The 22,199-nt window shown below is 71.0% G+C and carries 21 protein-coding genes; 17 read left to right on the forward strand and 4 right to left on the reverse strand.

Features of this window, described 5'->3' with window-relative positions; translation table 11 throughout:
- Positions 1-20: 20 nt before the first annotated feature.
- The 3 genes from hemC to VNR19_RS03255 are packed head-to-tail and all read left to right on the forward strand — an operon-like array spanning position 21 to position 3,317.
- The gene (hemC, locus tag VNR19_RS03245; RefSeq protein ID WP_325723844.1) at positions 21-929 is read left to right on the forward strand and encodes a hydroxymethylbilane synthase; all 909 of its coding nucleotides are present in this window, start codon (positions 21-23) and stop codon (positions 927-929) included.
- A 25-nt stretch (positions 930-954) separates the two neighbouring features.
- Positions 955-1,944, forward strand: coding sequence for a porphobilinogen synthase (hemB, locus tag VNR19_RS03250; RefSeq protein ID WP_325723846.1), 990 nt, complete (start codon positions 955-957; stop codon positions 1,942-1,944).
- Between the two features lie 17 nt (positions 1,945-1,961).
- Positions 1,962-3,317, forward strand: coding sequence for a glutamate-1-semialdehyde 2,1-aminomutase (locus VNR19_RS03255; RefSeq protein WP_325723848.1), 1,356 nt, complete (start codon positions 1,962-1,964; stop codon positions 3,315-3,317).
- A gap of 209 nt (positions 3,318-3,526) precedes the next feature.
- Here VNR19_RS03255 and VNR19_RS03260 read toward each other — a convergent pair whose 3' ends face one another.
- On the reverse strand, positions 3,527-5,164 hold the full coding sequence (locus tag VNR19_RS03260) for a dolichyl-phosphate-mannose--protein mannosyltransferase (RefSeq protein WP_325723850.1): 1,638 nt from the start codon (positions 5,162-5,164) through the stop codon (positions 3,527-3,529).
- 65 nt (positions 5,165-5,229) lie between these two features.
- Between VNR19_RS03260 and rsmI the strand changes: the two genes are divergently transcribed.
- The 3 genes from rsmI to VNR19_RS03275 all read left to right on the forward strand — a co-directional run bounded on the left by rsmI (position 5,230) and on the right by VNR19_RS03275 (position 8,593).
- The gene (gene rsmI, locus VNR19_RS03265; RefSeq protein ID WP_325723852.1) at positions 5,230-6,048 is read left to right on the forward strand and encodes a 16S rRNA (cytidine(1402)-2'-O)-methyltransferase; all 819 of its coding nucleotides are present in this window, start codon (positions 5,230-5,232) and stop codon (positions 6,046-6,048) included.
- Positions 6,049-6,122: 74 nt separating this feature from the next.
- A complete protein-coding gene (gene metG, locus VNR19_RS03270; RefSeq protein WP_325723854.1) occupies positions 6,123-7,694 on the forward strand; it encodes a methionine--tRNA ligase in 1,572 nt (523 codons plus the stop codon).
- Complete coding sequence (locus VNR19_RS03275) at positions 7,691-8,593, forward strand: TatD family hydrolase (RefSeq protein ID WP_325723856.1); 903 nt, start codon at positions 7,691-7,693, stop codon at positions 8,591-8,593. The genes metG and VNR19_RS03275 overlap by 4 nt, the downstream gene beginning before the upstream one ends.
- A gap of 2 nt (positions 8,594-8,595) precedes the next feature.
- Here VNR19_RS03275 and VNR19_RS03280 read toward each other — a convergent pair whose 3' ends face one another.
- A complete protein-coding gene (locus VNR19_RS03280) occupies positions 8,596-8,754 on the reverse strand; it encodes a hypothetical protein (RefSeq protein ID WP_325723858.1) in 159 nt (52 codons plus the stop codon).
- 189 nt (positions 8,755-8,943) lie between these two features.
- On the opposite strand from VNR19_RS03280, the gene VNR19_RS03285 reads away from it, so the two are divergent.
- Positions 8,944-10,188, forward strand: coding sequence for an RNA polymerase sigma factor (locus tag VNR19_RS03285; RefSeq protein WP_325723860.1), 1,245 nt, complete (start codon positions 8,944-8,946; stop codon positions 10,186-10,188).
- Positions 10,189-10,216: 28 nt separating this feature from the next.
- Positions 10,217-10,591 (forward strand): YciI family protein, encoded by a 375-nt coding sequence (locus VNR19_RS03290; protein ID WP_325723862.1) that lies wholly within the window; start codon positions 10,217-10,219, stop codon positions 10,589-10,591.
- Positions 10,592-10,627: 36 nt separating this feature from the next.
- Here the strand turns inward: VNR19_RS03290 and VNR19_RS03295 are convergent, their stop codons facing one another.
- On the reverse strand, positions 10,628-12,085 hold the full coding sequence (locus tag VNR19_RS03295; protein WP_325723864.1) for a sugar porter family MFS transporter: 1,458 nt from the start codon (positions 12,083-12,085) through the stop codon (positions 10,628-10,630).
- Between the two features lie 82 nt (positions 12,086-12,167).
- Between VNR19_RS03295 and rsmA the strand changes: the two genes are divergently transcribed.
- Both rsmA and VNR19_RS03305 read left to right on the forward strand, forming a co-directional pair.
- Entirely contained in the window at positions 12,168-13,022 is an 855-nt protein-coding gene (gene rsmA / locus VNR19_RS03300; RefSeq protein WP_325723866.1) for a 16S rRNA (adenine(1518)-N(6)/adenine(1519)-N(6))-dimethyltransferase RsmA, read from the forward strand.
- A 103-nt stretch (positions 13,023-13,125) separates the two neighbouring features.
- The gene (locus tag VNR19_RS03305) at positions 13,126-14,055 is read left to right on the forward strand and encodes a phosphodiesterase (RefSeq protein ID WP_325723868.1); all 930 of its coding nucleotides are present in this window, start codon (positions 13,126-13,128) and stop codon (positions 14,053-14,055) included.
- Here VNR19_RS03305 and VNR19_RS03310 read toward each other — a convergent pair.
- Positions 14,003-15,589 carry a stealth conserved region 3 domain-containing protein gene (locus tag VNR19_RS03310; RefSeq protein WP_325723870.1) on the reverse strand — a complete coding sequence of 529 codons (1,587 nt, stop codon included), beginning with the start codon at positions 15,587-15,589 and terminating at the stop codon, positions 14,003-14,005. The two genes, VNR19_RS03305 and VNR19_RS03310, sit on opposite strands and share 53 nt — an antisense overlap.
- A gap of 175 nt (positions 15,590-15,764) precedes the next feature.
- Between VNR19_RS03310 and VNR19_RS03315 the strand changes: the two genes are divergently transcribed.
- From VNR19_RS03315 to VNR19_RS03345, 7 genes are all read left to right on the forward strand, one after another.
- The gene (locus VNR19_RS03315; protein WP_325723872.1) at positions 15,765-16,832 is read left to right on the forward strand and encodes an aldo/keto reductase; all 1,068 of its coding nucleotides are present in this window, start codon (positions 15,765-15,767) and stop codon (positions 16,830-16,832) included.
- Complete coding sequence (locus VNR19_RS03320; RefSeq protein WP_325723874.1) at positions 16,829-17,755, forward strand: 4-(cytidine 5'-diphospho)-2-C-methyl-D-erythritol kinase; 927 nt, start codon at positions 16,829-16,831, stop codon at positions 17,753-17,755. The genes VNR19_RS03315 and VNR19_RS03320 overlap by 4 nt, the downstream gene beginning before the upstream one ends.
- A 116-nt stretch (positions 17,756-17,871) precedes the next feature.
- Positions 17,872-18,699 (forward strand): ABC transporter ATP-binding protein, encoded by an 828-nt coding sequence (locus tag VNR19_RS03325; protein WP_325723876.1) that lies wholly within the window; start codon positions 17,872-17,874, stop codon positions 18,697-18,699.
- Positions 18,696-19,382, forward strand: coding sequence for an ABC transporter permease (locus tag VNR19_RS03330; protein ID WP_325723878.1), 687 nt, complete (start codon positions 18,696-18,698; stop codon positions 19,380-19,382). Before VNR19_RS03325 ends, VNR19_RS03330 begins: the two co-directional genes overlap by 4 nt.
- Positions 19,379-20,152, forward strand: coding sequence for an ABC transporter permease (locus VNR19_RS03335; RefSeq protein WP_325723880.1), 774 nt, complete (start codon positions 19,379-19,381; stop codon positions 20,150-20,152). The genes VNR19_RS03330 and VNR19_RS03335 overlap by 4 nt, the downstream gene beginning before the upstream one ends.
- 35 nt (positions 20,153-20,187) lie before the next feature.
- Complete coding sequence (locus VNR19_RS03340; protein WP_325723882.1) at positions 20,188-21,108, forward strand: ABC transporter substrate-binding protein; 921 nt, start codon at positions 20,188-20,190, stop codon at positions 21,106-21,108.
- A gap of 114 nt (positions 21,109-21,222) precedes the next feature.
- The coding region (locus tag VNR19_RS03345; RefSeq protein ID WP_325723884.1) for a GNAT family N-acetyltransferase at positions 21,223-22,199 on the forward strand (977 nt) is incomplete at its 3' end.

Raw genomic sequence — 22,199 nt, forward strand, 5'->3', positions numbered from 1 at the left:
CGACAGGGGTCGGCCGACGCATGACCCTCCGCATCGGAACCCGCGCCAGCGCGCTCGCGATGGCGCAGTCGGGCACGATCGCCGAGCAGCTCGGCGGTGAGCTCGTGCCGATCGTGTCCGAGGGAGACACCTCCACCGCGTCGCTCTCGACGCTCGGCGGGCGAGGGGTGTTCGCGAACGCGCTGCGCGAGGCGCTGCTCGCCGGCGAGGTCGATGTGCTCGTGCACTCGTACAAGGACCTCCCGACGACCACCGTCGATGGGCTCGCGATCGCAGCCGTCCCCGAGCGGGCCGACGCGCGCGACGCGCTGTGCGCGCGCAACGGGCTCACGCTCGAGACGCTTCCCGAGGGCGCGCGCGTCGGCACCGGCTCGCCGCGCCGCCGTGCGCAGCTCGCCGCGCGGCGTCCCGACCTCGAGCTCGTCGATCTGCGCGGCAACGTCGACACGCGCCTCGGCCGCGTGGCCTCCGCCGATCCCGAGCGCGCGCTCGACGCCGTGATGCTCGCCGCCGCGGGGCTCGGGCGCATCGGCCGACTCGACGCCGTGACCCAGTACCTCCCGCTCGAGGAGTGGCCCACCGCCCCCGCGCAGGCGGCGCTCGCCGTCGAGACGCGCGTCGGAGACGAACACCTCGCCGCGGCGATCGACCACCGGCCGACGCGGCTCGCGGCCGATGCCGAGCGCGGCGTGCTCGCGCTCCTCGGTGCCGGATGCGCCGCCCCGATCGGCGCGCATGCGTTCGTCGAAGACGGCCTGCTGTTCCTCACCGCGGTCGTCTACCGGCCGGACGGCACCGCGCAGCTCTCGAGCTCGCACGCGGCGGCCCTCGAAGACGACGGCGCGGAGGCGGCGGCATCCGTGGCCCGCAACGTGACCGACGAACTCCTCCAGCAGGGCGCCGCCGATCTCGCGCCCCTCGGCGACTGACGCGCCGAACCCACGAAGGACCCTCATGACCGAATCGCGCTTCCCCTCCGTCCGTCCGCGCCGTCTGCGCGCGACGCCCGCGTGGCGCCGCCTCGCGCGCGAGGCGCGCGTGCACCCCGAGCAGCTCGTGCTGCCTGTGTTCGTGCGCGAGGGCGCCGACGAGCCTCTGCCGATCGCGTCGATGCCCGGCGTCGTGCAGCACAGCCTCGACTCGCTGCGCCGCGAGATCGCGCGCGCCGCGGAGGCGGGCCTCGGCGGCGTGATGCTGTTCGGCGTTCCCGAGCGCAAGGACGCCGAGGGTTCGGGTGCGACGGATCCCGACGGCATCCTCAACGTCGCGACGCGCGTCGCGGTGGAGGAGGCGGGCGACGCGCTCGTCGTCCAGACCGACCTGTGCCTGGACGAGTTCACTGACCACGGGCACTGCGGCGTGCTCGACGCGAACGGCGCCGTCGACAACGACGCGACGCTCGAGCGTTACCGCGACATGGCCATCGCGCAGGCCGAGGCGGGCTCGCAGCTGCTGGGGCTCAGCGGCATGATGGACGGCCAGGTCGCTGCCGTGCGGTCGGCGCTCGACGGCACCGGTCACGCGGATGTCGCGATCCTCGCGTACGCGGCGAAGTACGCGTCGGCGTTCTACGGGCCGTTCCGTGACGCGGTGCGGTCGTCGTTGCAGGGCGATCGGCGCACGTACCAGATGGATCCCGCCAACCGCCGCGAGGGCGCCCGCGAGGTCGCACTCGACCTCGCGGAGGGCGCCGACATCGTGATGGTCAAGCCCGCGATGTCGTACCTCGACGTGCTCGCGGATGCCGCGGCGTCGTCGGCCGTGCCGGTGTGGGCGTATCAGGTGAGCGGCGAGTACTCGATGATCGAGGCCGCCGCCGCGCACGGCTGGATCGACCGCGAGCGCGCCGTCGACGAGTCGCTCACGAGCATCGTGCGGGCGGGCGCCGACGCCGTCCTGACGTATTGGGCGATCGAGGCGGCCGAGCGCCTCAGCCGTCGTTGAGCGAGGAGACGAAAAGCATGACTCTGACGAATGCGGATGCCGCTGCCCGCGCCCGCGCCGTGATCCCGGGCGGCGTCAACTCACCCGTGCGGGCCTTCGGCTCGGTCGGAGGCACTCCGCTGTCGATCGTGTCGGCGTCGGGTCCGTTCGTACGCGACGTGTCGGGGCGCGAGTACGTCGACCTGGTCGCGTCGTGGGGTCCCGCCCTGCTGGGCCACGCACACCCCGAGGTGGTCGCGGCGGTGGCGGATGCCGCCGCCCGCGGCCTGTCGTTCGGCGCGTCGACCCCGGGTGAGACGGAGCTCGCAGAGCTCGTCATCGCGCGCCTCGCGCACCCCGCGCCGGACGCCGAGCGAGCCGGGGGCGAGTCGAAGCGCGCCATCGGGCGCCTCCGCCTCGTCTCGACCGGCACCGAGGCGACGATGACGGCGATCCGCATCGCGCGCGGCGCCACGGGCCGCGACGTCATCATCAAGTTCGCCGGCCACTATCACGGACACTCCGACGGCCTCCTCGCCGAGTCGGGCTCGGGCGTCGCGACGCTGGGTCTGCCCGGATCGGCGGGCGTCCCCGCCGACATCGCTGCGCTCACGCTCGTGCTGCCCTACAACGACCGCGACGCCGTGCGAGCCGCGTTCGAGGCGCACCCCGGCCGCATCGCGGCGATCATCGCCGAGGCGGCGGGCGCCAACGCCGGCGTCCTCACGCCCGATGCGGGGTTCAACCGCTTCCTCGTCGAGACGGCGCACGAGCACGGGGCGCTGTTCATCCTCGACGAGGTGCTCACGGGCTTCCGCGTGGGCTCCGCCGGCTGGTGGGGCCTCGAGCAGTCCTCCGGCGAGGACTGGACGCCCGACCTCGTGACGTTCGGAAAGGTCATCGGCGGTGGGATGCCGCTCGCCGCGATCGGCGGACGCGCCCGGTACATGGAACTGCTCGCCCCGCTCGGCCCCGTCTACCAGGCCGGCACGCTGAGCGGGAACCCGCTCGCGGTCGCCGCAGGCATCGCGACTCTGACGCTGGCGAACGAGGATGTGTACCGCCGGGTCGACGCCGCGGCGGATGCCGTCGCGACCGCGGCGCACGAGGCGCTCGACGCCGAGGGCGTCGCGCACGTCGTCTCGCGCGCGGGCAGCCTCTTCTCGATCGCCTTCCGTCCCGACCCGGTGCACAACTACGACGACGCCCGCGCCCAGGAGGCGTTCCGCTACCGCGCGTTCTTCCACGCGATGCTCGACGCGGGTGTCTCACTCCCGCCGAGCGTGTTCGAGGCGTGGTTCCTCACTGCTGCGCACGACGACGCGGCGATCGAGCGCATCACCGCCGCTCTTCCGGCCGCAGCGCGGGCCGCCGCATCCGCTTCTCCGGCCTGACGCCACGCGAGAATCCTCCTTCGCCGAGATCAGGACATCTGGCGTGCTCAGGAGAATCTGCGGCGGATCGGCCTCACGTCGCCAGATGTCCTGATCCGGGCGAGGATGGGCGCGGAGGGCTCGCCCCGGCGGATCCGGCCCCGAGCCTGAGAGCGGTGCATCCTCGTGCGCCGGTCACGCGAAACGCGGGATCCGGCTGAGCGCGAAGGTCAGATCCAGGTCGGCACCCAGTTGTGCAGGCGGTAGAACTCGTACGGCACCGAGATGCCGTTCACGACGGGGTACCAGAACGCGGCGACGAGCAGCGCGACGACGAGGAACACGATCACGAGGCGCTGCCCGGTCGTGCGGCGGTACGACGCTTCGGGCGACCCTGGAATCGCGGATGCGGCCACCCCGCCCCGCGCGATGTCGCGCAGCGCGAACGTGAGCGAGAGCAGCAGGAAGGGCAGCACGACGACCGTGTAGAACTGGAACGTCGTGCGGTCGGGATAGAGCAGCCACGGCACATACGTCACGCCGACGCCGAGGAGCACGAGCGCGAGGCGCCAGTCGCGCGCGAGCGCGAACCGGTACACCGTGTACACCACGGCGACGACGGCCGCGAACCACACGAGCGGGTTCGGCATGCTGTAGATGTTCTGCACGCAGCCGTCGGCCCAGCCGCATCCGGCGTCGCCGAGCGCGTCCTGGTTGAAGTACATCGACGTCGGACGGATCAGCAGCGGCCACTGCCACGCGGGGCTCTCGTAGCTGTGGTCGGTCGTGAGGCCGACGTGGAATCCGTAGATCGCCTGGTGGTACCGCCACAGGCTCTGCAGCGCGAGGGGCACCCACGACCAGACGCCGGTCGCGGGTTCGGCGTCGGCCGAGTGCCGGTCGTACCCGCCGTCGGTCATGAGCCAGCCCGTCCACGACAGCAGGTAGACGACGAACGCGACCGGTACGAAGAGCACGAACGTCACGACGCCCTGTCGCACCGCATCGAACGGCCACAGCTCCACGCCGAGGCGCCTGCGGGCGAGGGCATCGGCCACGACGAGATAGACGCCCAATCCGGCGAGCACGTACAGGCCGGACCACTTGACGGATGCCGCGGCCCCCGCTGCGACTCCCGCCGCGATGATCCACGGCCGATTCCACATGACAGCGCCCCACCGCAGGCTCACGGTCGCGGGCTCGTTGCCGTGGTGCGGTGAGCGCGCGAGCATCGCGGCCGCGAGACGGTCGTCGAGGCGGCGCCGGTCGAGCGCGACGAACCAGAACGCGAGCACGACGAAGAACGCCACGAAGATGTCGAGGATCGCGACGCGGCTCATCGCGATCGCGAGGCCGTCGACCGCCATGAGCCCCGACGCGATCGTCGCGAACGCGACCGATCGCGTGAGCGCGTGGGCGAGGAGGTAGAGCACGAGCACCGTCGCGGTGCCGAACAGGGCGACGGCGAATCGCCAGCCGAACGTCGACTCGGCGCCGAAGAGCGCCATGCCCGCGCCGATCAGGTACTTACCGAGGGGCGGATGCACGACGAAGCTGCCCTGCCCCGTGAAGATGTCGGTCTCGCCGTTCAGGAACCGCGCGTCGGCCCCGTCGGGCCACGTCGACGGGAAGCCGAGCACCCACTGGCTCCACGAGTCCTTGACGTAGTAGGTCTCGTCGAAGACCAGGGCGTGCGGGTTCGAGAGGTTCGCGAAGCGCAGGACGCCGGCCACGAGCGTGACGAGCAGGGGAGCGATCCATGCCCAGCGGGCCGCGATGCGGGGATCGGCGGCGGACCGAGTGGACCAGCGGTCGTACAGCGTCGGGCGGGCGGCGGGCAGCGGCTGCGGCTCGGCGACGGTCGACACGGCGACCAGCCTAGGGCGTCGGATGCGGGCGACGCGCCGCACTGTGGAGAACATAGGCTGGCCGCGTGATCATCCTCGCCGCGACTCCGATCGGCAACCTCGGCGACGCGTCGACGCGTCTCGTCGAAGCGCTCGAGGCGGCGACGGTCATCGCGGCAGAGGACACGCGCACGACGCAGCGACTGCTCGCGGCGCTCGGCATCGAGAACCGCCCGCGCCTGATCGCCTTCCATGACCACAATGAGAAGGCGAAGGCGGCCGAGCTCGTCGAGCTCGCACGCGACGAGGACCTCCTCGTGCTGAGCGACGCCGGCATGCCGACCGTGAGCGATCCGGGCTTCGGCCTCGTCGCCGCCGCCGCCGAGGCGGGCGTGACCGTGACGGCGATCCCCGGCCCGAGTGCCGTGCTCACCGCGCTCGCGGTGTCGGGTCTGCCCACCGACCGGTTCACGTTCGAAGGATTCGTGCCGCGCAAGCCGGGGGACCGCTCCTCCGCGCTGCGGGCGCTCGCCGCCGAACGACGGACGATGGTGTTCTTCGAGGCGCCCGCGCGCGTCGCGGCCACGCTCGCCGACATGGCGGAGGAGTTCGGCGCGCAGCGCCGCGCGGCGGTGTGTCGCGAGCTCACGAAGCTGCACGAGGAGGTCGTGCGAGGGGCGCTCGCGGAGCTCGCGGAGTGGGCGCAGGGCGGCGTGCGAGGCGAGGTCGTGATCGTCGTGGCCGGCGCGGAGGCCCGCGCGGTCGCGTTCCCCGACGCCGTCACGCAGGTGCTCGAGCTCGTGCGATCGGGCACCCGCCTGAAGGACGCCGCCGCCGAGGTGTCGGCGCACACCGGCCATTCGTCGCGCGAGCTCTACCAGGCCGCCCTCGCCGTGCGCGGGTAGCCGCGACGCCCGCCGGCGCGGCCCGCGGTCGTCACACGGCCGGTCGCGGCATCCGGCCAATCTAGAATCTTCTGGTGACCTCCGGCCGATCCTTCTACATCACGACGCCGATCTACTACCCGAGCGACGTGCCGCACATCGGGCACGGCTACACGACCGTGGCCGTCGACACGCTCGCGCGCTGGCACCGCCAGGCGGGAGACGACACGTGGATGCTCACGGGAACCGATGAGCACGGCCAGAAGATGCTGCGCGCGGCATCCGCCAACGGCGTGACGCCGCAGCAGTGGGTCGACAAGCTCGTGGCCGAGTCGTGGTTCCCGCTGCTGAAGGAGCTCGACGTCGCGAACGACGACTTCATCCGCACGACGCAGGAGCGGCACGAGCGCAACGTGCAGGTGTTCTTCCAGGCGCTGTACGACCGCGGGTACATCTACGCGGGCGAGTACGAGGCGCTGTACTGCGTGGGCTGCGAGGAGTTCAAGCCCGAGTCCGAGATCGTCGACGGCACCGGCCCGTTCGAGGGCCTCAAAGTGTGCGTGATCCACTCGAAGCCGCTCGAGCTGCTGCAGGAGAAGAACTACTTCTTCAAGCTGAGCGAGTTCCAGGACCGCCTGCTCGAGCTCTACAAGTCCGACTTCATCCGCCCCGAGACGGCCCGCAACGAGGTCGTCTCGTTCGTGAAGCAGGGCCTGAAGGACCTGTCGATCTCGCGCTCGACGTTCGACTGGGGCATCAAGGTGCCGTGGGACGAGTCTCACGTCATCTACGTGTGGGTCGACGCGCTGCTCAACTACGTGACGGCGGTCGGCTACGGCTCCGACCCCGAGCAGTTCGCACGCCGCTGGCCGGCCTACCACGTCGTCGGAAAGGACATCCTGCGTTTCCACGCGGTCATCTGGCCCGCGATGCTGATGGCCGCGGGCGTCGACGTGCCCAAGGGCGTGTTCGCGCACGGCTGGCTGCTCGTCGGCGGCGAGAAGATGTCGAAGTCGAAGCTCACCGGCATCGCCCCGACCGAGATCACGAGCGTGTTCGGGTCGGACGCGTATCGCTACTACTTCCTGTCGGCGATCCCGTTCGGCCACGACGGGTCGTTCTCGTGGGAGGACCTGTCCGCCCGCTATCAGGCTGAGCTCGCGAACGGCTTCGGCAACCTCGCGTCACGTGTGACCGCGATGATCGAGCGCTACTTCGAGGGTGTGGTGCCGCCGGCCGACACGTACGAAGAGGGCGACCTGCACATCCAGAAGACGGTGGCGGATGCGGCGGCCGCCGCCGACGCGGCGATCGAGCGGTTCCGCATCGACGAGGCCATCGCCGCGATCTGGACGATCGTCGACGCACTCAACCTGTACATCACCGAGAACGAGCCGTGGGCACTCGCGAAGGACGAGTCCCAGCGGGCGCGTCTGGGCACCGTGCTGTACACGGCCGCCGAGGGACTGCGTGCGCTCGCCGTGCTGCTGTCGCCCGTCATGCCGAAGTCCACCGAGAAGCTGTGGGTCGCGCTCGGCGCCGACCAGGCGCTCGGGCGCCTCGTCGAGCAGCGGATCCGGGAGGCGGGGTCGTGGGGCGTCCTGCCCGCGGGCGCGTCGGTCAACGCGCTCGCCCCGCTGTTCCCGCGAGTAGAGCAGAGTCAGTGAGCGATCAGAAGCCCGAGACCGAGGTCTCCGGATACATCCGCGCGCGCCACAGCGACGGCTCGCGCGACGTGCGGTGGCCCGAACCGCCCGCCGCGCTCGATGTGCCCGTGTACGACAACCACGCGCATCTCGAGATCTCCGACGGCGACGAGCCGCGTACGCTCGCCGAGCAGCTCGACCTCGCCGAATCCGTCGGCGTGATCGGGGTCGTGCAGGCGGGCGGCGACATCGAGTCCAGTGTGTGGTCGGCGGATGCCGCGGCATCCGACCCTCGCGTCCTCGCCGCCGTCGCGATCCACCCCAATGAGGCCCCCGCGTACGCGGCGGCGGGGCGGCTCGACATGGCGATCGAGGTCATCGACGAGCTCGCGGCGCAGCCGCGCGTGCGCGCGATCGGCGAGACGGGGCTCGACTTCTTCCGCACCGACGAGTCGGGCAGAGGCGCGCAGTTCGAGAGCTTCGAGGCGCACATCGCGCTCGCGAAGAAGCACGGCATCGCGATGCAGATCCACGACCGCGACGCGCACGACGCGGTGCTCGAGACCCTCGAGCGCGTGGGAGCTCCTGACCGCACGGTGTTCCACTGCTTCTCGGGCGACGCCGAGATGGCGACGATCGCGGCGGAGCGCGGGTATTACCTGAGCTTCGCGGGCAACGTGACGTTCAAGAACGCCCAGAACCTGCGCGACGCGCTGAAGGTGACGCCGCGCGAGCGGATCCTGGTCGAGACGGACGCCCCCTTCCTCACACCCACGCCGCACCGCGGCCGCCCGAACGCGCCGTACCTCATCCCGGTGACGGTGAGGTTCATCGCGGCCGAGCTCGGGGTCGAGCTCGACGAGCTGTGCGCGCAGCTCGCGGCGAACACCGTCGACGTGTACGGCGCGTTCGGAGATTGACCTCAGCCGTTGAGGCGGATCGTGGCGCTCGCGGGCAGCGAGGTCAGATCGTCCGCCAGGCGTGCCCAGAATGAGCGTCGGGTGGGCTCGAGGGAGGATTCGCCTGCCTCCGGCCGCTCGGGCAGGCGTCCGTCGATCATGGGCGTTCCATCGTGGTGCATGTCTTTCACCCTCCGTCCGGGGCGGTCGGTTCTCGGGCCGCCCTCACTCCGTCTACGAACAGCGCGAGCCGTTTTCGACCGTCCGTATGGGTTAGACGGGTCGAACTTCTTTCACGCAGGGTGTCGAATCGAGAGGATCCCGTTCGTAGACCTGGTATGCGGAGGAGCTTCCGAGATGACGTGGTGCTCATGACGTCGACCGTCGACGACGCGATCGCCCGCGCCCACCGAGAGGAGTGGGCACGGATCGTCGCGGGGCTCATGCGCCGGTACGGCGATCTCGACCTCGCCGAGGAGGCGGCCGCCGAAGCGTTCGCGAAGGCCGTCGAGCGGTGGCCCGCGGACGGCGTGCCGCCCAACCCCGGCGGATGGATCACGACGACCGCGCATCGCACGGCGATCGACCGGCTCCGTCGTGAGGCACGCCGCAGCGAGTTGCATCAGGAGGCGCTCATGCTCCACGACGACTCGCCGGCCGAGTCGGTGGGCGCCATCGACGACGACCGGCTGCGGCTCGTGCTCACCTGCTGCCACCCGGCGCTCTCGATGGAGGCGCGTGTCGCGCTCACGCTGCGGATCGTCGGCGGCCTCACTGTCGCCGAGATCGCGCGCGCGTTCCTCGTGCAGGAGACGACGATGGGCCAGCGCATCAGCCGCGCGAAGGCGCGGATCAAGGCCGTTCGGATCCCGTACCGCGTGCCGGAGCGCGAAGACCTTCCGAGCCGTCTCGACGGCGTGCTCACCGTGCTCTACCTGATCTTCAACGAGGGCTATCTCGCCACGGGCGAGGGGGCGGACCCGATCCGCCGCGAGCTCACGGGCGAGGCGATCCGGCTCACCCGCCTCGTGCACGACCTGCTGCCCGATGAATCCGCCGAACGGGCCGAGGCGAGCGGCTTGCTCGCGCTCATGCTGCTCACCGAGGCCCGAGCCGGCGCCCGCGTGTCGGCGCACGGCGAACTCGTGCGGCTCGACGAGCAGGACCGCGGGTCTTGGGACCGGGCGCTCATCGACGAGGGCCTCGCGCTCGTCGATGAGCTGGACGAGACCTCACCAGGCCGCTACAGACTCCTCGCGGCGATCAACGCCGTGCACGTGTCGGCGCGGGACGCGCGCGACACCGACTGGTCGCGGATCGTCGCGCTGTACGGACGCCTCGAGCAGCTCGATCCGAACCCGATCGTGACGCTCAACCGGGCGATCGCCGTCTCGGAGTCCGACTCGCCCGAAGTCGCCCTCGCCCTCGTCGACGGCCTGGGCGATGCCCTCGACGGTCACCACGCCTTCCACGCGACGCGGGCCGAGCTGCTGCGCCGTGTGGGCCGCGCGTCCGACGCGCTCGCCGCGTACGATCGCGCGATCGAGCTTGCCGGCAACACCGCCGAAGTGGCTCACCTGCGCCGCCGCCGCGCCCAGCTCCCGACGACCCCGTGAACGATCCCGAGAAGGAAAGGGGGCCATCATGGCCCAGCAGTACCTCGTCATCCACATGACCGACTCGTCCGGCTCCGCGCTGGCGCGGGACGAGGACCAGCGCATGCTCGAGTCCTGGGCGAAGGAGGGCGAGGACGCCGGCCGCCTCGGACCCGGCGCCCCGGTCGCCGGTCCCGAGGAGGCGAAGTCGGTCGTGGTGCGCGACGGGAAGGTCATCGTCACCGACGGACCGTTCCCCGAGTTCAAGGAGTGGTTCGCCGGCTACGACCTCCTCGAGGCCGAATCGATCGACGAGGCCGCGGCGTACATGGCGAAGCATCCGACGGCCGTCGCCGGCAAGGTGTTGATCCTGCCCGTGGCCAAGCTGCCGTGGGAAAGCGAGGGCGAAGCGGCTGCGTCATGACCGGCATCCGATGATCCGCTCGCCGCGGTCGCACCCTCAGCGGATCGCGGCCGCGGCGTTCTTGCGCACGAAGAGCGTCTCGGTCTGCTCGAGCTCCATGCCCTTGGTCTCGGGGATCTTCCACGCGACGAACACGAACGACAGCGCCGCGAACAGCGCGTACATGCCGTACGTGAGCGGCAGCGACCATGCCGACAGGGCGGGGAACGTCATCGTGACGGCGAAGTTCGCGAGCCACTGGGCGCCGGCGGCGATGCCGAGGGCCTTTCCGCGGATGCGGCTCGGGAAGATCTCGCCGAGGAGCACCCAGACGAGCGGACCCCATGACGCGCCGAACCCGACCACGAAGAGGTTCGCGGCGACGAGCGCGATCGGACCCCACGGGCTGGGCAGGGTCACATCGGATCCGGATCCCTCGGCGAACGAGAACGAGACGGCCATCATGCCGAGCGACAGGGTCATGAGCACCGATCCGGTGAGGAGGATCGGCTTGCGTCCGACGCGGTCGACCAGGAAGATCGCGATGAGCGTCACGAGCACGTTCGTGACGGACGTGCTGACGCTCGTGAGCAGCGCGCTGCCCTCGCCGAAGCCGACCGCACGCCACAGCGTCGTCGAGTAGTAGAAGATCACGTTGATGCCGACGAACTGCTGGAAGATCGACAGGATGATGCCGATCCAGACGATCGGCTGAAGCCCGAAAGCCCTGCCGCGGATCGACGCACCCGCGTTCTTGCGGTCGGTCTCGATCGCCGTCGTGACCTCGTTCATCGTCTTGTCGAGGTCGGCCGGGGGAACGAGTCGTGCGAAGATGTCCCGCGCCTCGTCGGAGCGGCCCGTCGCTATGAGGAAGCGCGGCGACTCGGGCACCGTGAACGAGAGGACGCCGTAGACGGCGGCGGGGACGACGCCGACGATGAACATCCAGCGCCACGCGTCCAGCCCGAACCACAGCACGTTGTCGGCGCCCCCGGCGCTCGTCGCGAGGAGCGCGTCGCTGAGCAGCGCGACGAAGATGCCGAGCGTGATCGCGAGCTGCTGAAGCGAGGCCAGTCCGCCGCGGATCTGCCGGGGCGCGATCTCCGCGATGTAGGCGGGGGCGACGACGGATGCGATGCCGATGCCGAGCCCGCCGACGACGCGCCACAGCACGAGGTCCCACACTGAGAACGCGAGGCCCGAGCCCAGCGAGCTGACGAAGAACATGATCGCGCCGATGAACATGACCCGCAGGCGGCCCCACTTGTCGGCGAGCGCGCCGGCGGTCATGGCTCCCGCGGCGCAGCCGAGCAGTGCGATCGCGACGACGAACCCTGTGACGAAGTCACTGAGGCCGAAGTCCGACCCGATGGAGTCGACCGCGCCGTTGATGACCGACGAGTCGAAGCCGAAAAGGAAGCCGCCCACGGCGGCGGCGACGGCGAGTCCGATGGCTCGTTTTCCGTATGGGCTCTTCAGCGAGAAGGCGCCTGCGGGGATGGACTCGCTCGTCATGGCGGTCACGATATAGCGCGGAGCCTGCCGCACGACAGAGGCTTGCGAAACGCGGCGGACTCTCGTTGCTACGGTGAGACGCATGTCGGTTCAGCTGCTCGGCGCGTCCGAGATCCGCGTCCTCGCGGCGGAGCTCGACCTCACTCCCACCAAGAAGCTCGGGCAGAACTTCGTCGTCGACGCGAACACGGTGCGCCGCATCGTGCACGTCGCCGGCGTCGAGCCGGGGGAGCGAGTGGTCGAGGTCGGGCCCGGTCTCGGGTCTCTCACGCTCGCGATCCTCGAGGCCGGTGCATCCGTCACCGCCGTCGAGATCGACCATCGTCTGGCCGAGAGGCTGCCCGAGACCGCCGCCGCCCACGGCGTCGACGACGGTGCCCTCACGGTCGTCGACGCCGACGCGCTGCGCGTGAAGGAGCTGCCCGGCGACCCCACCGTGCTGGTGGCCAATCTGCCCTACAACGTGTCGGTGCCCGTCCTCCTGCACTTCCTCGAGACGTTCCCCGCGATCGAGCGCGGCGTCGTCATGGTGCAGGCCGAGGTGGGCGAGCGCCTCGCCGCGCCGCCGGGGTCGAAGGTGTACGGCGCCCCGAGCGCGAAGGCGGCGTGGTACGGGCCGTGGCGGCTCGCCGGGACGGTGTCGCGGCACGTCTTCTGGCCCGTGCCGAACGTCGACAGCGTGCTCGTCGCGTTCCGGCGCGACCCCGAGCCGCGCGGCGGAGAGGACGAGCGCCGCCGCACGTTCCGCATCGTCGACGCGGCGTTCCAGCAGCGGCGCAAGATGCTCCGCCAGGCGCTCGCGGGATTGCTGGGAGGGACGGCGGCCGAGGCATCCGCCGTGCTCGAGAAGGCGGATGTCGCACCCACCGCGCGGGGCGAGGAGCTGTCGATCGAGGACTTCCAGCGGATCGCGCAGGCGGCGGATCACTCGATGTGACCCAAGGATTCAGCGGGGATTCACCGCGTCTTTGCGGACCTCTGTGATTCGGCGGACCTAAAATCGACGCAGTCCCGGTCGACCACGGGACGGGGAGAGATCGATGCGCACCGCCGAGCATGCGGCGCCCGAACGCACGCTTCTGCACATCAGCGACACCCATCTTCGCGGTCCCGGACCGCGGCTCTTCGGCAGCGTCGACGGCGCAGCGAACCTGGCCCGCGCCCTCGACGTGATCGAGGCTTCGGGCGTGACTCCGGACGCGATCGTCTTCACCGGCGACCTCGCCGATCTCGGCGAGCCCGGCGTCTACCGCGACCTGCGCAGCCTCGTCGAGCCGTTCGCCGAGCGGATCGGGGCGCGCGTGCTGTGGGTCATGGGCAACCACGATGAACGCGCCGCGTTCCGACGAGGGCTCTTCGGCGAGGACGAGAGCGCGGGCGACCTGCTGCGGCCGTTCGATCGCGTCGACGAGCTCGACGGTCTGCGGGTGGTCACGCTCGACACGACCGTGCCCGGCCACCACCACGGCGAGGTGACCGACGAGCAGCTCGAATGGCTCGCATCCGAGCTCGCGACGCCGGCGCCTCTCGGCACGATCCTCGCGATGCACCACCCGCCGATCCCGAGCGTGCTCGCGCTCGCCGCGAGCGTCGAGCTGCGCGACCAGTCGCGGCTCGCGCGCGTGGTGCGCGGCACCGACGTGCGTGCGATCATCGCGGGTCATCTGCACTACTCGACGTTCGCGACGTTCGCGGGGATCCCCGTGTCGGTCGCGTCGTCCACGTGCTACGCGCAGGACCTCACGGTCCCCGTCGGCGGCACGCGGCCGCAGGACGGAGCGCAGGCGTTCAACCTCGTGCACGTGTACGACGACACGGTCGTGCACTCGGTCGTGCCGCTCGACGCGCCGAAGCCGCTCGAGCACATCGACGCCGTCGAGGCTCAGCGGCGCCTGCGCAGCGCCGGCATCGCCGATGTCAGCCGCGCGCGGAGGGATGCGCCGACCGAGCCGATTCCCGTTCTGCGCTGACGTCGGCACGCTCCCAGGGCGCGCGCACCGGGAACATGCGCTCGAGCACCGACCGCAGTGCTCGTACGCGCAGCTCCTCGGGCACGTCCTGATCGGTGCCGCCGTCGTTCAGGCAGAACATGTCGATGTCGCGTCGCTCGGCGAGGCGCTCCATCGTGCGCAGCTGGCTCATCGTCGTGGTCTGCACGTACTGCACGCGCGGCTTCGTCGTGGGCACGGCGCGGCCGGTCATGAGCGCGTAGTAGTGGTACAGGCTGTTCGTCACCGAGATGTCTGTCGCCGAGCGGAACCGCGTGCCCGCGGTGCGGGCGAAGTCCTCGGCGAACTCGCGCTCCAGCTCGGCCATGACGCTGCGGCGTAGCGGTGCCGCGCAGTGCTCCAGATCACGTGTGATCGTGCGTCCGAAGCGCTCGCGCAGCAGCGCGCGGTTGACGCGCAGCGCGTTGTCGTGACCGCTGCGGTGCGCCGCGGGCTCACCCGTGCCGATGCGCACGCCGGACTCGACGAACTTCGTCACGCCCGCCGGCGTGAAGAACAGCTCGGGCTCGACGGGCCGGCCGAAGAACATGTCGTCGTTCGAGTACAGGAAGTGCTCGGCGATGCCCGGAATCCGGTGCAGCTGCGCCTCGACCGCATGCGAGTTGTGGGTCGGCAGCGTCGAGGGGTCGGCGAAGAACTCCTCGCTGCGCACGATGCGGACGCGCGGATGCTCCACCAGCCACGCCGGAACGGGGGAGTCGGTCGCGATGTAGATGCGCCGCACCCACGGGGCGTACATGTAGACGCTGCGCAGTGCGTAGCGCAGCTCGTCGACGTGCCGGTACCGCGCCGGCGAGTCGTCGCCCTCGCCCACGACGTATTCGGCGAGCTGCGCGGCGCGCTGCCGCTGGAACTCGCTGGACGAGCCGTCGACCCACGAGAAGACGATGTCGACGTCGCCGCGGAACTCCTCGGGGAACGGGTCGAACATGCCGTCGATCGTGCGCCACACGCGGCCGTACTGCTCCACGGTCGTGTAGCTCACGTCCTCGGTGGGCGTCTCGCGACGCAGCAGCACGTTCTCATCGGGCGCCTCGATGCGGATGTCGCCGAAGCGCCAGAACTCGACGCGCGCGGCGAGCGACGCGCCGTACCGGAGCGTGCGCCTCGGGGTGATCCGGGGCCGGTACACGCGCACCGCGAACGGCTCGGAGGTCCAGGGCTCGGCATCCGTCGCCAGCATCGGCGGCCGGCGCTTGCCCTTCACGTAGAAGGGGTCGTGCGCGAGCGACCGCAGAGCGGCGAACGCGTCGTCACGGCGGTCGATGTCGACCACGATCGCGGGCGTCGAGCGGTCGCGACGGATGAGCAGCATCGGCACATCTGCGGCGTCGAACGCGTCCGCGACGGCGAGCAGATCGTCGATGCGCGCCCGCCAGCCGGGGACGTCGTCGTGCACGAGATGCAGGATCCCGCGGTCGAGCACGACGTCCGGCCTGGTGAGCAGCGCGTCTGCGGGCTCGCGGCGCGTGGGGAGCGCGGACAATCTCACCATCGCGGCTTCCTCCTTTCAGTCAAGACGGATGCCTCCCGCCGGGTCGACGGAAGGACACCCTAGCCCGCCGGTGTTTCGCCGGCGTTTCCGGTCGTGGTCGGGGACCAGCGTGTACCGTCTCGAGACGTCGTTCGACCCCGTCGCCGCGGGGGGTCGCGGGCGCTAGCCTGAAAGGATGACCGACGCACCGCGCTTCCGGCCCGACGTCCTCGACATCCACCGTCCCTATACCGCAGCCGGAGACCGGTACGCGGTCGCCGACTATCGCCAGGTGGGGGCGTCTGGTCTCTATCTTCCCCCAATTTCGCTCGGACTGTGGTGGAACTTCGGCGACAACATCCCGCTCGACAACCAGCGGGCACTGCTCCGGCACGCGTTCGACAAGGGGATCACGCACTTCGACCTCGCGAACAACTACGGTCCGCCGTACGGCTCCGCCGAGAAGAACTTCGGCCGCATCTTCGCGGAGGACTTCCGGCCGTATCGCGACGAGCTGATCATCTCGTCGAAGGCGGGGTGGGACATGTGGCCCGGCCCGTACGGAGACTTCGCGTCGCGCAAGTACATCCTCGCGAGCGCCGACCAGTCGCTCAAGCGCATGGGGCTCGACTACGTCGACATCTTCTACTCGCATCGCGCCGACCCGGTCACGCCGATCGAGGAGACGATCGGAGCCCTCGACACGCTCGTGCGGCAGGGAAAGGCGCTGTACGTCGGCATCTCCTCGTACAGCGAGAAGCGCACCGCGGTCGCTGCGGCGTGCGCGCGATCGATGGGGACGCCGCTCGTGATCCACCAGCCCGCGTACTCGATCCTCAACCGCTGGATCGAGGACGGACTGACCGGCGTGCTCAAGAAGGAGGGCATCGGCGCGATCGCGTTCACGCCGCTCGCCCAGGGGCTGCTCACGAGCCGCTACCTCGAGGACGGCACGGCGCAGCGCGCGCAGCAGCGCTCGTCGCTGCCCGGCGGGAAGCTGAGCGAGAAGGCGCTGGCCGCGCTGCGCAGCCTCGACGTCGTCGCGAAGGAGCGAGGGCAGACGCTCGCCCAGATGGCGATCCAGTGGGTGCTGCGCGACCCGGTCGTGGCATCCGCCCTCATCGGCGCGTCGAGGACCGAGCAGCTCGACGAGAACCTGGCCGCGCTCGACGGCCCCGCCTTCACGGCGGAGGAGCTCGAGCAGATCGACGCGGCCGCCGACAGCATCGACGTGGATCTCTGGGCGGAGTCGACCGAGCTGTGAGCGAAGCGCTCGCGACCGAGCGCGTCCACGCGAGGGCGCCGGGCAAGCTGAACCTCTTCTTCGAGGTCGGCGCGGTGCAGGACGACGGCTACCACGACGTCGCGTCCGCGTACCAGGCCGTGTCGCTGTACGAGGAGGTGTGGGCGGAGCCGTCGCCCGAGTTCACCGTGTCGGTGAGCGGCACGGTCGACGTGTCGGGCGTGCCCGCCGACGACCGCAACCTCGCACTGCGAGCGGCGCGGCTCGTCGCGAAGGAGCTCGGCCACGACGGCGGCGTGCACCTCGAGATCGTCAAGCGCGTGCCGGTCGCAGGCGGCATGGGCGGGGGGTCTGCGGATGCCGCGGCGGCTCTCGTCGCGTGCGACGCGCTGTGGGGCGGCGAGCTCGGCTCTGCGCACCTGCAGCGACTCGGCGCGAAGCTCGGCGCGGACGTGCCGTTCGCGCTCATGGGCGGCACGGCGATCGGCACCGGACGCGGCGACCGCTTGAGCCCCGCGCTCGCGCAGGGGCGCTTCGACTGGGTGATCGTCCCGTTCGAGGGTGGCCTGTCCACACCCGAGGTGTACCGGCACCTCGACTCGCTGCGAGAGGGACCCGATATCGCGCCGCCGCTGCGCGGCCCCGCGGTCGACCCCGCGGTGCTCCACGCGCTGCGCGCGGGGGATCCGGTCGCGCTCGCGCAGTGCGTGCGAAACGACCTGCAGCCGGCGGCGCTCTCGCTGCAGCCCGAGCTGCGCGAGACGCTCGAGCTCGGCGAGAGCGCGGGAGCCCTCGCGGGCATGGTGTCGGGGTCGGGACCGACGGTCGCGTTCCTCACCCTCGGCACCGAAGCGGCGCTGGACCTTCAGGTGCAGCTCACGGCCGCGGGCTACAACGCCCTGCACGTGCACGGTCCGGTGCCGGGTGCGCGCGTCGTCGGGTGACGAGGACTGCCACGCGTCGAACACGGAATGACAACGGATGCCGCGGCCCGACCCCGGTGTCCCAGGGGTCCGGTACCGTGGGGAAACCCTGACACCGACCCGAAGGCGACGAACGCGTGATCGAATTCGCCGATGTCACGAAGCGGTTCCCCGACGGCACCGTCGCCGTCGAAGGATTCAGTCTCGTGATGCCAGCGCGGCGCACGACGGTGCTGGTCGGATCGTCCGGCAGCGGCAAGACGACGCTCCTGCGCATGATCAACCGCATGGTCGACCCGACCTCGGGCAGGGTCTCGATCGACGGCGAAGACGTCGCGGGCCGCGACCCCGTCCGTCTGCGCCGCAGCATCGGCTACGTCATGCAGAACTCGGGCCTCATGCCGCACTTCACGGTGGCCGAGAACATCGCGACCGTGCCGGTGCTCGAGGGCGCCTCCCGGCGGGAGGCCCGGCGGCGCGCGCTCGAGCTCATGCGGACGGTGGGCCTCGACGAGAGCATGGCCGACCGCTACCCGAGCCAGCTCTCGGGCGGCCAGCAGCAGCGGGTCGGCGTCGCCCGCGGCCTCGCGGCCGACCCGAACATCCTCCTGATGGACGAGCCGTTCGGCGCGGTCGACCCGATCGTGCGGTCCGAGCTCCAGCAGGAGGTCATCCGCCTCCAGCGCGAGCTCGACAAGACGGTCGTGTTCGTGACACACGACGTCGACGAGGCCTTCCTCCTGGGCGACCAGGTGGTGATTCTCGAGACGGGGGCGCAGATCGCGCAGGTGGGCAGCCCGAGCGAGATCATCGAGGACCCGGCATCCGAGTTCGTCGCGTCGTTCATCGGCGCCGACCGCGGTCGTCGTGCTCTGCGGCTCAAGCAGACGGCGCGCGGCACGGTGGTCGTCGACACCGAGGGGCGCACGCAGGGTGCGCTGATCGCCGAGGCGGATGCCCCGTGAGCTGGGTGCTCGACAACCTCGACCTCATCTGGTCGCTGACGCTCGTCCACCTGCGGCAGAGCCTCATCCCGATCGTGCTCGGATTCGTGATCTCGGTGCCGCTCGGGTGGATCGCGTGGCGGTTCCGGCTGCTGCGCAGTCCGATCGTCATCGTGACGGGCCTGCTCTACACGATCCCGTCGCTCGCGCTCCTCGCGATCCTGCCCGGGCTCATCGGCGTGCCCGCGTTCTCCGAGGTGAACCTGATCCTCGCGCTCACGATCTACGCCGTGGCCCTGCTCGTGCGCTCGGTCGTCGACGGCTTCGACTCGGTCGACGCCGACGTTCGCCTCGCCGCCGTCGCGATGGGCTTCGGCGGGCCGCGGCGGTTCTTCACGGTCGACCTGCCGCTCGCCGGGCCCGTGCTGCTCGCGGGGCTCCGGGTCACAGCCGCGAGCACGATCGCCCTCGCCACCGTGGGCGTGCTCGTCGGCGTCACGAACCTCGGCTACCTGTTCACGAACGGCCTGCAGCGGCGCATCGTCGCCGAAGTGTTCTCGGGCATGGTCGCCGTCGCGCTCATCGCGCTCGTCGTCGACCTCGTCCTCGTGCTGATCGGGCGCCTGCTCATGCCGTGGCTGCGCGCGATGACGACGCGGCGGCGCGGTATCCGCATCGGCCTCGAAGCGGGGGCGACGACGTGAATCTCTTCCTCGACGCGTTCGCGTGGCTCTTCTCACCCGAGCGGCTCGAAGGGCCGACGTCCATCCCGGTCGCACTTGCGCAGCACCTCGCGTACACGGCCGTCTCGGTGCTCATCGCCGCCGCGATCGCCGTTCCGCTCGGGTGGCTCATCGGGCACACGGGCCGAGGCCGCGACGTCGCGGTCGCCGTCTCGGGTGCGGCCCGCGCGATCCCGTCGTTCGGGCTGCTCGTGCTGCTGGTGATGCTCATCGGCGTGCTGCACAAGCCCGAGGCCGCGGTCATCAGCTACGTGCTGCTCGCGATCCCGTCGATCCTCGCGGGCGCCTACTCCGGGTTCGAGGCGATCGACCGCGATGTGATCGGCGCGTCCCGCGCGATCGGCATGACGCCGTGGCAGGTGCTGTGGCGCGTCGAGGTGCCGCTCGGTCTCCCGCTGCTCGTCGCGGGCCTGCGGGCGGCGACCCTGCAGGTCGTCGCGACCGTCACGATCGGCGCGTACGTGGGCCTCGGCGGCCTCGGGCAGTACATCATCGCCGGCATCCCGCTGCGCCGCTACGACATGGTCCTCGGCGGTGCGCTGCTCGTCGCGGCGCTCGCCCTCGTGCTCGACGGGCTCTTCGCACTCACGCAGCGCGCCGTCGTGCCGCGCGGCGTGCGCGCGACGCGCGCGGCGGGCCCCGGCGCGCCCGGTCCGTCCGCGGGCGCTGCGGATGCGGCATCCGAGGCCGACGTCGTCGGCCGATCCGGCCGCAGCCCCGTTCTCACGTGAGAAGTCCCGAAGTCCCCACCAGAAGGAGATCCCCCATGTTCACACGCAAGAAGTCCCGGATCGCCGGCGCACTGCTGGCGGGCACGGTCGCGGCCCTGGTGCTCGCGGGCTGCTCGTCGAGCGACCCGCTCGACCCCGGCACCGACGGCGGCGACACGGATGCCCCGAGCGACACGATCGTCGTCGGCTCGCAGGCGTACTACTCGAACGAGATCATCGCCGAGATCTACGCCCAGGCGCTCGAGAACGCCGGTTTCGAGGTCGAGCGTCAGTTCAACATCGGCCAGCGCGACGCCTACATCCCCGCGCTCGAGAACGGCGAGGTCGACCTGTTCCCCGAGTACAGCGGCAACCTGCTGCAGTTCTTCGACCCCGAGACGACGGCGCGCACGTCCGAGGACGTGTACGCGGCCCTGCCCGACGCGCTTCCCGAGGGACTCGTCGTGCTCGACCAGTCGACGGCGAGCGACCAGGACTCGTGCACCGTGACGGCGGCGTTCGCCGAGCAGTACGACCTGGCGGCGATCCCCGACCTGGCGAACGTCACCGAGCCGCTGAAGCTCGGCGGCCCGCCCGAGCTCGCCGAGCGCCCGTACGGGCCGACCGGGCTGCTGGACACCTACGGCATCGAGGTCGAGTTCACGCCGACCGGTGACACGACGGTCGAAGACCTCGTCGCCGGCACCGTGAACGTCGCGAACGTCTTCACCGCCGACCCGCGCATCCAGACCGAGGACCTCGTGGTGCTCGACGACCCCGAGGGCCTGTTCCTCGCGTCGAACGTCGTGCCGGTCGCGAATGCCGACATCGCCGACGAGATCGCCGAGGTGATCAACGCGGTCAGCGCGGCGCTCACCCCCGAGGGTCTTGTCGCGCTGAACGTGCAGAGCACGCAGAACCAGCTCTCGGCCGAGGACATCGCGTCGCAGTGGCTGGAGGAGAACGGGCTCGCCTGACGCGCGGGCTCGACGGAACACACGGCGGCGAGACGCCCGTCCTACCCTGGATGGGCGCCTCGCCCAGGCCCGTGCGCCCCGAGGACCCCGTCGAATGCGGACAGGAGCACCAACATGACCGAAAGTGCGACGACCATCGTCGTGAGCGAGGACGACCGCGCGGCGTTCCGCGCCGGACCCGTCGACGATCAGTCGCAGCAGCGACTCGCGGCGAACGGCCTCGCGTACCGACGGGTGCCGGTCGACAGCGACGCGTTCGGGCCGTGGCTGCAGTCCGTCGCGCGCGGGTTCCAGGATTCCGAGCGCAGCGACGAGCACATCGCGGCGGCGCGCGAACGGTCGTCCTACCGTCGGGTGACGGGCGTCTACGACCCCGCAGCGCCCGTGTCGGAGGCCCCCGTCGGAACGATCGCCTCGTGGATCGGCGAGCTCACCGTGCCGGGCGGCACCGTGATCCCGTCGTGCGCGATCACCGCGGTCACGGTCGCGCCGACGCATCGCCGCCGCGGCATCGCCCGCGCGATGCTCGAGGGCGAGCTGCGCGCCGCGCACGCCGCGGGCGTCCCCATGGCGATGCTGACCGTGAGCGAGTCCCCCCTGTACGGGCGGTACGGCTTCGCGCCGGCGGCTGCGAGTGCCGCATGGCGCATCGAGACGAGGCGCGCCGGATGGATCGGGCCCGTACCCGAGGGGCGTGTCGACTTCATCCCGCGCGAGCGCTTCCGCGAGCTCGGCCCCGCGCTGCACGAGCGCGCACGGCGGCACTTCGCGGGTGAGATCGACGTGCCGCCCGGCCAGTGGGACAACTTCGCAGGCACGAGCCCCGTCGCCGAGAAGGCGGGCGAGAAGCGGGCGGTCCAGTACACGGATGCGTCGGGCGAGGTGCGCGGGCTCGCGGTGTACGCGGTGCACGAGAACCACGACGACTTCACGAAGGCGAAGGTGTCGGTGCACTACCTCCTCACCGAGACGCCGGACGCATACGCGGCCCTGTGGCGCTTCCTGCTCGAGCTCGACCTCGTCGCCGAGGTCAGCGCGCACGAGCTGTCGGTCGAGGAGCCGCTGTGGTGGATGATCGCCGATCAGCGCGC

This window comes from Microbacterium sp., from assembly GCF_035556355.1.
GTDB lineage: Bacteria > Actinomycetota > Actinomycetes > Actinomycetales > Microbacteriaceae > Microbacterium.

Bases quoted from the DNA above. Each gene is read 5' to 3' on its own strand.
- hemC (WP_325723844.1), top strand. From the start codon at position 21: ATGACCCTCCGCATCGGAACCCGCGCCAGCGCGCTCGCGATGGCGCAG.
- hemB (WP_325723846.1), top strand. From the start codon at position 955: ATGACCGAATCGCGCTTCCCCTCCGTCCGTCCGCGCCGTCTGCGCGCG.
- VNR19_RS03255 (WP_325723848.1), top strand. From the start codon at position 1,962: ATGACTCTGACGAATGCGGATGCCGCTGCCCGCGCCCGCGCCGTGATC.
- VNR19_RS03280 (WP_325723858.1), bottom strand. From the start codon at position 8,754: ATGCACCACGATGGAACGCCCATGATCGACGGACGCCTGCCCGAGCGG.
- VNR19_RS03285 (WP_325723860.1), top strand. From the start codon at position 8,944: ATGACGTCGACCGTCGACGACGCGATCGCCCGCGCCCACCGAGAGGAG.
- VNR19_RS03290 (WP_325723862.1), top strand. From the start codon at position 10,217: ATGGCCCAGCAGTACCTCGTCATCCACATGACCGACTCGTCCGGCTCC.
- VNR19_RS03295 (WP_325723864.1), bottom strand. From the start codon at position 12,085: ATGACGAGCGAGTCCATCCCCGCAGGCGCCTTCTCGCTGAAGAGCCCA.
- rsmA (WP_325723866.1), top strand. From the start codon at position 12,168: ATGTCGGTTCAGCTGCTCGGCGCGTCCGAGATCCGCGTCCTCGCGGCG.
- VNR19_RS03305 (WP_325723868.1), top strand. From the start codon at position 13,126: ATGCGCACCGCCGAGCATGCGGCGCCCGAACGCACGCTTCTGCACATC.
- VNR19_RS03310 (WP_325723870.1), bottom strand. From the start codon at position 15,589: ATGGTGAGATTGTCCGCGCTCCCCACGCGCCGCGAGCCCGCAGACGCG.
- VNR19_RS03315 (WP_325723872.1), top strand. From the start codon at position 15,765: ATGACCGACGCACCGCGCTTCCGGCCCGACGTCCTCGACATCCACCGT.
- VNR19_RS03340 (WP_325723882.1), top strand. From the start codon at position 20,188: ATGTTCACACGCAAGAAGTCCCGGATCGCCGGCGCACTGCTGGCGGGC.